General features: G+C 72.2%; 7 protein-coding genes and 1 riboswitch. Of the genes, 4 read left to right on the top strand and 3 right to left on the bottom strand.

Annotated features, from left to right (window positions below; genetic code table 11):
• Positions 1-52: 52 nt before the first annotated feature.
• Entirely contained in the window at positions 53-1,183 is a 1,131-nt protein-coding gene (locus tag ACFV0T_RS10270; protein ID WP_385776515.1) for an AAA family ATPase, read from the bottom strand.
• A gap of 144 nt (positions 1,184-1,327) precedes the next feature.
• Between ACFV0T_RS10270 and ACFV0T_RS10265 the strand changes: the two genes are divergently transcribed.
• Together ACFV0T_RS10265 and ACFV0T_RS10260 are read left to right on the top strand one after the other, a co-directional pair.
• Complete coding sequence (locus tag ACFV0T_RS10265) at positions 1,328-2,683, top strand: SWIM zinc finger family protein (RefSeq protein ID WP_385776513.1); 1,356 nt, start codon at positions 1,328-1,330, stop codon at positions 2,681-2,683.
• A 232-nt stretch (positions 2,684-2,915) separates the two neighbouring features.
• A complete protein-coding gene (locus ACFV0T_RS10260; protein WP_385776511.1) occupies positions 2,916-4,592 on the top strand; it encodes a DUF5691 domain-containing protein in 1,677 nt (558 codons plus the stop codon).
• A gap of 8 nt (positions 4,593-4,600) precedes the next feature.
• Here ACFV0T_RS10260 and ACFV0T_RS10255 read toward each other — a convergent pair whose 3' ends face one another.
• Positions 4,601-5,017: a cobalamin B12-binding domain-containing protein gene (locus tag ACFV0T_RS10255; protein WP_351143578.1), complete on the bottom strand. Its 417-nt coding sequence runs from the start codon at positions 5,015-5,017 to the stop codon at positions 4,601-4,603.
• 566 nt (positions 5,018-5,583) lie between these two features.
• Here ACFV0T_RS10255 and ACFV0T_RS10250 point away from each other — a divergent pair.
• Both ACFV0T_RS10250 and ACFV0T_RS10245 read left to right on the top strand, forming a co-directional pair.
• A complete protein-coding gene (locus ACFV0T_RS10250) occupies positions 5,584-6,468 on the top strand; it encodes an esterase/lipase family protein (RefSeq protein WP_385776509.1) in 885 nt (294 codons plus the stop codon).
• A gap of 150 nt (positions 6,469-6,618) precedes the next feature.
• Positions 6,619-8,256: a M23 family metallopeptidase gene (locus ACFV0T_RS10245; protein WP_385776507.1), complete on the top strand. Its 1,638-nt coding sequence runs from the start codon at positions 6,619-6,621 to the stop codon at positions 8,254-8,256.
• Positions 8,257-8,361: 105 nt separating this feature from the next.
• Here the strand turns inward: ACFV0T_RS10245 and pcrA are convergent, their stop codons facing one another.
• On the bottom strand, positions 8,362-10,845 hold the full coding sequence (gene pcrA, locus ACFV0T_RS10240; protein WP_385776505.1) for a DNA helicase PcrA: 2,484 nt from the start codon (positions 10,843-10,845) through the stop codon (positions 8,362-8,364).
• 347 nt (positions 10,846-11,192) lie between these two features.
• Positions 11,193-11,351: riboswitch (cyclic di-AMP (ydaO/yuaA leader) on the top strand.
• Positions 11,352-11,354: the final 3 nt, after the last annotated feature.

The following is an 11,354-nucleotide window of genomic DNA, read 5'->3' as shown; positions in this document are numbered from 1 at the left end:
TCTCGCCGTCCCGGGACCCTGACCCGGACCGGGAACCTCCGCCACGCGCCGTTCACCCGCTCACCTCCCGGCAGGCCCGGTAGAAGTCCTTCCAGCCGTCCCGCTCGCGTACGACCGCTTCCAGGTACTCCTGCCAGACGACCCGGTCGGCGGCCGGGTCGCGGACCACGGCGCCGAGGATGCCCGAGGCGACATCGCCCGCCCTCAGCACGCCGTCGCCGAAGTGGGCGGCCAGCGCCAGGCCGTTGGTGACGACGGAGATCGCCTCGGCGGTGGACAGCGTGCCGCTGGGCGACTTCACCTTCGTCCGGCCGTCGGCGGTGACGCCGTCGCGCAGTTCGCGGAAGACGGTCACGACACGGCGGATCTCGTCGATGCCGTCGGGCGCGGCCGGCAGGTCGAGAGAGCGGCCGATCTGGTCGACGCGACGCGCGACGATGTCGACCTCCATCTCGACGCTCTCCGGCAGTGGCAGCACCACCGTGTTGAAGCGGCGGCGCAGCGCGCTGGACAGCTCGTTGACCCCGCGGTCGCGGTCGTTGGCCGTGGCGATCAGGTTGAACCCCCGGATCGCCTGCACCTCCTGGCCCAGTTCCGGTATCGGCAGGGTCTTCTCGGACAGGATCGTGATGAGCGTGTCCTGTACGTCCGCGGGGATACGGGTCAGCTCCTCGACGCGGACGGTCATCCCCTCCGCCATGGCCCGCATGACGGGGCTGGGCACGAGGGCGTCGCGGCTCGGGCCGTGGGCGAGCAACTGCGCGTAGTTCCAGCCGTAACGGATCGCCTCCTCCGGGGTGCCGGCCGTGCCCTGCACCAGCAGGGTGGAGTCGCCGCTGACCGCCGCGGCCAGGTGCTCGGAGACCCAGGTCTTCGCGGTGCCGGGCACACCGAGCAGGAGCAGGGCGCGGTCGGTGGCGAGGGTGGTGACGGCGACCTCGACGAGGCGGCGCGGGCCCACGTACTTCGGCGTGATCACCGTGCCGTCGGGCAGGGTGCCGCCGAGCAGATAGGTGGCCACCGCCCACGGCGACAGCTTCCAGCGGGCCGGACGCGGACGGTCGTCCTGACCGGCCAGCGCCGCGAGTTCGGCGGCGAAGGCGTCCTCGGCGTGCGGCCGCAACACCCCGCCGGTCTCTTGCGCGGGCGGATCGACCACCGACGGTTCCACGGACACAGTCATGGCTGAGGCCCCCTCCAGCTCGGCCGGTTCGGATCTGGTGTCCACCGTGCACCACGGCACTGACAACGCGTTCCGACCTGCGCGAACGCCCCGCGATCCGGCTCGGGGGGCCGATTGTCAGTGGGGGGATCTACCTTCGATGACATGACTCAGCAGGGGGTGCGCTGGACGGCGGACCAGGTGCTGGCACTGGCACCTGACGCCGCTTCACGCAAGGCGGGGAGCAAGCTCGGCGCGGCCGGGCCGTGGTCCGAGGCGGGCAGCTCCGACGAGGGGGCGGTGTGGGGACTGTGCAAGGGCAGCGGCAGCAAGCCGTACCAGACGGTGGTCGACGTCGCGGACGCGTCCGGCCCGGCGTACAAGTGCGGTTGTCCGAGCCGCAAGTTCCCGTGCAAGCACGCGCTCGGGCTGCTGCTGCTCTGGGCGGGCGCGGACGGCGCGGTGCCGCCGGGACAGCCGCCGGCCTGGGCCGGGGAGTGGCTGGAGGGGAGAAGGAAGCGGGCGCAGGACAAACGGACGGCACCCGCCGGGAGTTCCGCGCCCGGGACCGGTGATCCCGAGGCGGCACGGCGCAGGGCGGAGCGCCGGGCCGAGCGGATCACGGCGGGGGCGACGGAGCTGGAGCAGCGGCTGACGGACCTGCTGCGCGGCGGCCTGGCCACGGCGGAACAGGCGGGGTACGGGCTGTGGGAGGAGACGGCGGCCCGCATGGTCGACGCGCAGGCGTCCGGGCTGGCCGCCCGGGTGCGGGAGTTGGGGGCGATCCCGGCGTCCGGACCCGGCTGGCCCGTGCGTCTGCTGGAGGAGTGCGCGCTGCTCCATCTCCTCGACCAGGGCTGGCTGCGCCGCGAGCGGCTGCCGGACGGCCTGGCGGCGACGGTCCGCTCCCGAGTCGGCCTGTCCGGCCCGGCGGACGGCCCACCGCTGCGCGACCACTGGCTGGTCCTCGCCCAGTACGACACGGCGGACCCGAAACTGACGACCCGCCGGATCTGGCTGCACGGCACCGCGTCGCGGCGCACGGCACTGCTCCTCTCTTACGGTGCCGCCGGCCGGGCACCCGAACTCGCGCTGCCGGTGGGCCTGTCCCTCGAGGCGGAGGTGTCCGCCTATCCGGGTGCCGGGCAGCCACGGGTGGCCCTGGGCGAACAGTTCACGCCCCCCGCCCCGACGGCGGTGCGGCCACCGGGAATGACGACGACGCAGGCGGCGGAGCGCTACGGCGCGGCCCTGCGGGACGACCCCTGGCTTGACTCGGTCCCGGTGACGCTGGACCGGGTGATACCGGTCCCGGACGGCGAGTCCTGGCAGCTGGCGGACGCCGACGAGGACACGGCCCTGCCGCTCACCCCCACCGCCCTGTCCCGTCCGGGCCTGTGGCGCCTGGTCGCCCTCTCGGGCGGGGGCCCCGTCAAGGTCTTCGGCGAGTGCGGCCACCGGGGCTTCACTCCGCTCACGGTCTGGCCGGACGACCGGGGCGAGGCGGTGTCGCTGTGCTGAAACACCGGTCACCTCGCGGCCCCCGACTGCGGGCTCACGGCCATCGACCGTGGACGCCGAACCCGGATCTCCGGACACACAGCACCTGTCCGCGAGCGCCCGCCCCCCGTCTCCGGACGCACAGCCACCATCCGTGGACATCCCACCCCCACCTCCGGACGCGCAACCCCCATCCACGGACGCCCGACCCCCACCTCCAGACACACAACCCCCGTCCACGGAAAGGACCCGCATGAACCGGACGCCCGCTCCCGTGGACCCGCCCGCGCCGGGCGCCTGGGAGGATCTGGTCACCACCGCGCTGCTGGGCACGGACCGGCGCACACCCCGTAGCCCGCGTACGCCTGTCGCCTCCGTGCCGGGCCGAGGCCGAGACGCGCCGACGGCGCTGTTGGACGCGGCCGCCGTGGCGACCGTACGACGGCGGGCCGGGCTGCGGCCCGCCCGCGCGGCACGGCGCCCGGAACCGGCTCCCGTCGACCCACGCCCGGCGCTGCCCGGCGCGGCGGCCCGCAGACTGACCATGCTGCTGGCCGACCGTTCCGGCGCGGGCGCTACAGGCCGCAGGGGTACGGCACCGGACCTGATGGAGCTGCTGCCCCAGTGGCTCACGGTGGCGAACTCCCAGGGATTCGCCGCGCCGCCGCAGGCGTTGCCCGCGCTGCTGGACGCGGCCCGCGGCCGTACGGACCTGCGGCCGGCGGCGCTGACGTTCGCTGGTCCGCGCGCCATGTGGCTGGCCCGGCTGAACCGGGACTGGCGGTTCGCCCTGCGCGCGGCCCCGGGCGGCGGTGCGGACCTGCCGGGCCCCGAGGAGAGCGACAGGATCCGGCAACTGTGGGAGGAGGGTCTGTTCGCCGAGCGGGTCGCCCTGCTGTCGGCGATCCGGGCCCGCGAGCCCGCGGCGGCGCGCGACCTGCTCGCGACGACCTGGGCGACGGAGCGTGCGGAGGACCGGCTGATGTTCCTGGACTCCCTGCGCACGGGCCTCGGTCCGCGGGACGAGCCCTTCCTGGAGCAGTCCCTGGCCGACCGGAGCCGGAACGTGCGGGCGACGGCGGCGGAGCTGCTGTCGGCGCTGCCGGGTTCGGCGCTGGCCGCGCGGATGGCGGTGCGGGCCGGGGCGTGTGTGGCCGTGGACCACATGCGGGCCGCGCCGATGCTGACGGTGGAGGCGCCGCACGAGTGCGGCCCGGACATGGAACGCGACGGTGTCGTGGCCAAGGCGCCGGCAGGCCGCGGGGAAAGGTCCTGGTGGCTGGGCCAGCTGGTGGAGGCGGCGCCGCTCGCCACCTGGTCCGCGCGGCTCGGCGGACGCTCCCCGCGGGAGATCGTGGCGCTGCCGGTGGCGGACGACTGGCAGGGCGAGCTGCACGCGGCGTGGTGCCGGGCGGCGGTGCGTCAACGGGACGCCGGGTGGGCGCGAGCCCTGCTGGGGGTGGCGTCGGCGCCCGAGGCGGGCGGGCCGGGGGCGGTGTCCCTCGCCGAGCGGGCGAAGCTGCTGGCCACGCTGTCAGCGGGCGAGCGGGCCGGGTGGGTCGCCGGGTTCATCGCCGCGCACGGGCTGTCCGAGGCGTTCCAGCTGCTCGGGGTGTGCGCGGTGCCGTGGGCGGAGCCGCTCGGGCGGGCGGTGGTCGACGCGCTGAACATCGCGCGGGACGCCGGAAGCTACCCGTGGAGCTTCAGCGGGGTGATGGGACTGGCCGAGCGCTGTCTCGACCCGGCCGAGGCGAGCCGGCTGGACGGCCTGCTGGCGATACCCGACGAGTCGGAGGACGCGTCGCCGGGAGCCGGGGGGTACTGGGCGGAGGCGTTCCAGCGCCTGGTCACCACCTTGCGCCTGCGCGCGGCGATGGCGCAGGAGCTGGGGGCGGCCGTCTCGTACCACCCCGACACCCACCGACCGTAGGGGAGCCGCTACGCGCCCGCGGGCTGTCGTACGTTCGCCCGGACCCAGTCCACGATCGACGCCGTCGTCGCCCCGGGCGTGAAGATCTCCGCGACGCCCTTCTCCTTCAGCGGCGGGATGTCCGCCTCGGGGATGATCCCGCCGCCGAAGACGAGGATGTCCTCCGCGTCCCGCTCCTTGAGCAGGTCGATCACGGCGCCGAAGAGCGTGTTGTGGGCGCCGGAGAGGATGGACAGCCCGATCGCGTCGGCGTCCTCCTGGATCGCGGTGTCGACGATCTGCTCCGGAGTCTGGTGGAGCCCGGTGTAGATGACCTCCATGCCCGCGTCGCGCAGGGCCCGCGCGATCACCTTGGCCCCGCGGTCGTGGCCGTCGAGCCCCGGCTTGGCCACCACGACGCGGATCGGACCGGCTGCCACACCCATCACTGCCTCCATGAAGCGAATGCATTCATCCCTGCAGACGAGTACCGCACAGGCCGCACCGCAAGGGAAGTGAACGAACGTTATCGCCAGCATCCCGTAACCGGCAGTTTCGCGGAGGCGACCGAGGGGGAAATCACACGATGGGACACGTTCGCCGCGCACCTTCCGAGTCTCCGCGGCCCACGAGCCGCATGCTCCTGCGGCCCAGGGCCCGGAGGGAAACCGCGCAAGGGAGCCGCAACGAGGTCGCCGTGCCACCGCGCCGCAAGGCCGCGCGCCGTGGCGGTGCGGCGAGTCGACACAGGAACGCCGGGCATACAGAAGCGCACCAGAGCACCCAGCACACGAGACACGGAGCACGCACAGCAGCACAGAGAGCGCAGAACGCACAGAGAGCGCAGAGCACGGCCCTCGGGGCCGCGAAGAACACGGCTCTCAGAGCCACAGAGCACGAGCCGCACGGAACGACAGCGCACCCGGCGCACCCCGTACCGACAGCCTCAGCGACTTCCACGAGAGCACACGGGGGACAGAGACGTCCTCGGTGTGCCGACAGGAGGTCGGCCATGAAGGTCACCCGGGCGCTGCCGCCCTTTCTGCCCCTCTGTCAATGGCTTCTGCCGACCAGGCTGGCGGGGCTCTCCGTCACTCTGCTGAAGGCCACCGCCCTGGAGATCGCGATCCTGGCGGGGCACCTCCTTCTCTATCCCTCCGGCATCGCCCAGGAGCGGCACGCCTCGGCGGCCCCGGACATCCCGGACGCCCTGGCCACCCCTCAGCTGCCGACCCGCTCCGACCCCCCTGTCGTCCTGCTGCACGGTTTCATCGACAACCGCTCCGTGTTCGTCCTGCTGCGCCGCAGTCTGGCCCAGCACGGCCGTCACCAGGTGATGTCCCTCAACTACTCGCCGCTCACCTGCGACATCCGCACCGCCGCGGAACTGCTCGGCCGGCACATCGAGGAGATCTGCGCGCGCACGGGCAGCGAGCAGGTCGACATCGTCGGACACAGCCTCGGCGGACTGATCGCGCGGTACTACGCGCAGCGGCTCGGCGGCGACCTGCGCGTGCGCACCCTGGTCACGCTCGGCACCCCGCACGCCGGCACCCGGGTCGCGCCGCTGGCGAACGCCCACCCCATCGTGCGCCAGATGCGCCCCGGCTCGGAGGTCATTCAGGAGCTGGCCCTGCCCGCGCCCGGCTGCCGTACGCAGTTCGTCAGCTTCTGGAGCGACCTCGACCATGTGATGGACCCGCTGGAGGCCGCCTGCATCGACCACCCTGATCTGCTGGCGCACAACGTGCGGGTGAGCGGGATCGGTCATCTCGCCCTGCCCGTGCATCCGGCGGTCGCGACCGGCATACGACAGGCTCTCGACACCGCACGGGAGCCGGTGGTGGACGTCGGCGCCGGCACCGGCGCGCACACCGGTGACGCGACCGTGGCGTGAGAGCCGACGGAGATAACAGACATAGGGCGCACTTCACCCTGACAGTGGCCCGGCGCGGTCGACTCAGCGGGGTCTGAGGGCGCCTCGAACTCGAACAATCCTCGAACACAAGGCCAAAGTCGTGCCCGCAGTCCCCCGAAACACGGCCGAATGCCCGTTTCCTGCGCGCACGAAACCTGCCGAAGATTGTCGTGCCCGCGTACCGCCGGGTACAGTCACCGCACTGCTCTGGCAGCCCCTGTTGTCGAGGCGAAAGAGAAGTTGGTGAACGACCGTCACCCGTCGGGGACCATGACCACCCCGGCTCCGGCTTCCGACGCCGCCGCGGCGCACTACGCGCCGTACGGCACCGAGGAAGCCCAGTACGGCGACTTCACCACGTACGGCGTCGGCTACGACGCGAACGGTTTCGGCACCGGCAGCTTCGACACCGGCGCCCACGCGACCGCGGCCTTCGCGAGCGACCCCCTCTTCGGTGATCTCCCCGGCAACAGCCACGACTTCGGCTCCCACGACCTCGGCTCCTACGACTCCGGCACCGCCTATGCCACCGGCGCGTACGACGGTGGGCACGGCGCGGGGCACGGCACCGGTCATGAGACCGGCGCGTACGACGCGAGCCAGTGGTCGACCGACGCGCACCAGACCCTGAACTACGACCCGTACGCGGCCCAGCACCACGCCGCCTACGACACGGGCGCGTACGAGACGACCGCCTGGTCCGCCGAACACCAGCAGCTGTCCACCGTCCCGCCGCAGGCCACGGCCTCCGACGCCTCCGGCGAGTGGGACACGAACACCTGGGTGCAGGCAGACGCGCCCGAGGCTCTGGCCGACCCGACCCAGCAATGGGAATGGGGCACGCAGGCCTTCGACACCGGCGCCTACGACGCCACGCAGTGGAACACGGACGGCGACGAGTCACCCGCCCCGGACGGCGAACCGGCCGAGGCGGCGGACGAGTCGGACTCCACCGGCGAACTCCCCGCCGTGGCGCCGCTCCTCGACGACCAGGAGGAGATCGCCCCGGTCCCGGCCCCGCGTGCGGCGTCCCGCTCCCGCCGCCGTCCGCCCCCGAAGCGTTCCGCGCTGCTGACGGTGGCGGTGCCCTCGGTGTGTGTGATGGGTGTCGCCGGAATCGCGGCCGCCTCCGTCGGCACCATGACGGACGACGGCAAGGAGACGACGGCGTCGGCGTCGGACGCGCAGGCGGTGAAGCCGTCCGCCGCCAACAACAAGCTGGACGTCCAGCTCGAAAGCCTCTCCGCCGGCGCGGACGACTTCCGCGACCGGGCCAGCCGGACGCAGGAGCGCATCGACCTCAAGGCCCAGCAGGTCGCCGAGAAGAAGAGGGCGGCGGCGGAGGCGGCCCGCAAGGAGCGGCTGCGGCCCAAGTACGCCCTCCCGGTCGAACAGCAGGGCCTCAGTGCCTACTTCGGCCAGGCCGGTGTCAACTGGATGTCGGTGCACACCGGCATCGACTTCCCGGTCTCCTACGGCACCTCGGTGATGTCCGCGACCGACGGAACCGTCCGGACGCAGTGGAACAGCGCCTACGGCAACATGATGATCGTGACGGCGATGGACGGCACGGAGACCTGGTACTGCCACCTCTCCACCTACCGCGTCGCCTCCGGTACGACGGTGAAGGCCGGCGACCCGATCGCGTACTCGGGGAACTCGGGCAACTCGACCGGTCCGCACCTGCACTTCGAGGTCCGGCCCAGCGGCGGCTCGGCGATAGACCCGCTCCCCTGGCTGCGCAGTCACGGCCTCGACCCGACGTAGACCCGGCCGCGCCGAGCGTCCCCACGCTGCACATCCCACGCGACGCGCGCGTGGGGAGTACCCACGAAGCCCCCGGCACAGCGCCGGGGGCTCACCTCGTGGCCGTCAGAGCTTCTCCACCGGCGCGTACCGCAGCAGCAGCCGCTTCGGCTTGGTGTCCCCGAAGTCGATCGTCGCCTCGGCGTTCCCGCCCGTGCCCTTCACCCCGACGACCGTGCCGAGCCCGAACTGGTCGTGCGTGACGCGGTCACCGACGGCCAGGGCCACCACCGGCTTCTCCGCGGCCCTGCGCGTGGCGAAGCCGGACGCGCCCGCCGCCGACGAACGCGAGCGCGACGACGACAGCGACGACGCGAGCCCCGCGGCCGGTCCGGAGGACAGCGGCGCCGTGGCCCCGGTCCGCTTCCACTCCAGGTGGGCCGGCGGGATCTCCTCCAGGAACCGGGAGGGCGGGTTGTACGACGGCTGCCCCCAGGCGCTGCGCATCGCCGACCGCGTGAGGTAGAGCCGCTCCCGCGCGCGGGTGATCCCGACGTACGCCAGGCGGCGCTCCTCCTCCAGTTCCTTGGCCTGGCCGAGGGCGCGCATGTGCGGGAAGACGCCGTCCTCCATGCCGGTCAGGAAGACGACCGGGAACTCCAGGCCCTTGGCGGTGTGCAGGGTCATCAGCGTGATGACGCCGTCGCCGTCCTCCTCGTCGGGGATCTGGTCGGAGTCGGCGACCAGGGCGACCCGCTCCAGGAAGTCGGAGAGCCCGCCCGCCGCCTCGCCCTCACCGGACTCCTGCTCGAATTCCAGCGCGACGGCGGCGAGTTCCTGGAGGTTCTCGATGCGGGTCTCGTCCTGCGGGTCGGTGGAGGCCTGCAACTCGGCCAGGTATCCGGTCCGTTCGAGGACGGCCTCCAGGACCGTCGCCGGGCCCGCGCCGGACTCGACGATCGTACGGAGATCCTCCATCAGCGCGTTGAAGCGCTGCACGGCGTTCGTGGAGCGCGCGGCCATGCCGTAGGCCTCGTCGACGCGTCGCAGCGCCTGCGGGAAGCTGATCTTCTCGCGCTGGGAGAGCGCGTCGATCATCGCCTCGGCGCGCTCGCCGATACCGCGCTTGGGCACGTTGAGGATGCGGCGCAGCGGGACCGAGTCCTCCGGGTTGGCCAGGACGCGCAGGTAGGCCAGGACGTCCCGGACCTCCTTGCGCTCGTAGAAGCGGACGCCGCCGACGACCTTGTAGGGCAGGCCGACGCGGATGAAGATCTCCTCGAAGACACGGGACTGGGCGTTGGTGCGGTAGAACACGGCGACGTCGCCGGACTTCGCCTGCCCGGCGTCCGTGAGACGGTCTATCTCGTCGGCGACGAACTGCGCCTCGTCGTGCTCGGTGTCGGCGACGTACCCGGTGATGCTCGCGCCCGCGCCCGCGTTGGTCCACAGGTTCTTGGGGCGGCGGGACTCGTTGCGCTCGATGACGGCGTTGGCGGCGGAGAGGATCGTCTGCGTGGAGCGGTAGTTCTGCTCCAGCAGGATCGTCGTCGCGTTCGGGTAGTCCTCCTCGAACTGGAGGATGTTGCGGATGGTCGCGCCGCGGAAGGCGTAGATCGACTGGTCGGCGTCACCCACGACGCACAGTTCGGCGGGCTGGAGGTCGAACTCGCCAGGCGGCACGTCCACGGGGTGCTCGGCGGTGCCGACGAGCTCGCGCACCAGGGCGTACTGGGCGTGGTTGGTGTCCTGGTACTCGTCGACGAGCACGTGCCGGAAGCGACGGCGGTAGTGCTCGGCGACGTCCGGGAACGCGCGCAGCAGATTGACCGTCGTCATGATCAGGTCGTCGAAGTCGAGCGCGTTGGCCTCGCGCAGCCGCGACTGGTACATGGCGTAGGCCTGGGCGAGGGTCTTCTCGAAGCCGTCGGTGGCCTGGGCGGCGAAGTCCTCCTCGTCGATCAGCTCATTCTTCAGGTTGGAGATCTTGGCGCTGAAGGACTTCGGCGGGAAGCGCTTGGGGTCGAGGTCCAGGTCCCGGCAGACCAGGGCCATCAGGCGCTTGGAGTCTGCGGCGTCGTAGATCGAGAAGGACGACGTGAAGCCGAGCTTCTTGCTCTCGCGGCGCAGGATGCGCACGCACGCGCTGTGGAAGGTCATCACCCACATCGCGTTCGCGCGCGGGCCGACGAGGTGCTCGACGCGCTCCTTCATCTCGCCCGCGGCCTTGTTGGTGAAGGTGATCGCGAGGATCTGGCCCGGATGCACGTGCCGCTCGCCGAGCAGGTGGGCGATGCGGTGGGTGAGCACGCGGGTCTTGCCGGACCCCGCGCCGGCCACGATGAGCAGCGGGGTGCCGGAGTGGACGACGGCCGCGCGCTGGTTCTCGTTCAGCCCCTCCAGCAGGGAGGCCGGGTCGATCGCCGGGCGTGGGGCGCCGTCGCGGTAGTAGGCGTCCCGGTCCGGCGGCGCGTCGAACTTCCCGCCGAACAGGTCGTCCGGAATCGGCTCCGGTACGTGCTCGTCCTCGGGCGGCGGCGGGGGTTCCTCCCCATGGGCCCGGGGGGCCTGGAGATCCGCCAGGAAGCTGTCGTCAAAGAGGCTGCTCATCGCTCTCCGAGTCTAGGGCGCCCCACCGACAACCCGCCGCCGCCCTGAGAACATCCCCCCGGAATCGGGCGCCCGGCACCTTTTCACCTTCCGGAACGGCCCCGACACCGTCCGCGATCGACTTGCCCCCCGGCAGCGCGACCGAAGCATCATCCGCCCACTTACGGACACATCACCAGAAAAGCCACTGATCAATCAAGGTGAACAACATCCTGACCTGAGGTCACGAAAATGTATCGGACATATCACCCATCAACCTTCACAGAGGCCACACGAGTTGGCTAGCGTGCCCAACAGGCCGCACGACCCCCTCCGGCGAACCTCGCCGGGCCGCGCGGCCCTCCGCCGAGTTCGGTACGCCCCCGCGGCGACCGGAGCCGGGGACCCAACCGAGACCCGGGGTGAATCGGCCCGGCTTCCCGTCGGGGAGCGGCCGTAGGGCAACCCTTCCGATCCATCCGCCCGAACCCGACAGCTAACCCGGTAGGCGGAACGTGGAAGGAGTCGCC

It is taken from the genome of Streptomyces sp. NPDC059582, from assembly GCF_042735715.1.
Classification (GTDB): domain Bacteria; phylum Actinomycetota; class Actinomycetes; order Streptomycetales; family Streptomycetaceae; genus Streptomyces.
Note: the sequence above shows the minus strand (reverse complement) of the source record. Positions and strands in the feature narration are given on the sequence as shown.

Coding starts and splice junctions, on each gene's coding strand:
- ACFV0T_RS10270 (WP_385776515.1), bottom strand. CDS start 1,183: ATGACTGTGTCCGTGGAACCGTCGGTGGTCGATCCGCCCGCGCAAGAG.
- ACFV0T_RS10265 (WP_385776513.1), top strand. CDS start 1,328: ATGACTCAGCAGGGGGTGCGCTGGACGGCGGACCAGGTGCTGGCACTG.
- ACFV0T_RS10260 (WP_385776511.1), top strand. CDS start 2,916: ATGAACCGGACGCCCGCTCCCGTGGACCCGCCCGCGCCGGGCGCCTGG.
- ACFV0T_RS10255 (WP_351143578.1), bottom strand. CDS start 5,017: ATGGGTGTGGCAGCCGGTCCGATCCGCGTCGTGGTGGCCAAGCCGGGG.
- ACFV0T_RS10250 (WP_385776509.1), top strand. CDS start 5,584: ATGAAGGTCACCCGGGCGCTGCCGCCCTTTCTGCCCCTCTGTCAATGG.
- ACFV0T_RS10245 (WP_385776507.1), top strand. CDS start 6,619: ATGCCCGTTTCCTGCGCGCACGAAACCTGCCGAAGATTGTCGTGCCCG.
- pcrA (WP_385776505.1), bottom strand. CDS start 10,845: ATGAGCAGCCTCTTTGACGACAGCTTCCTGGCGGATCTCCAGGCCCCC.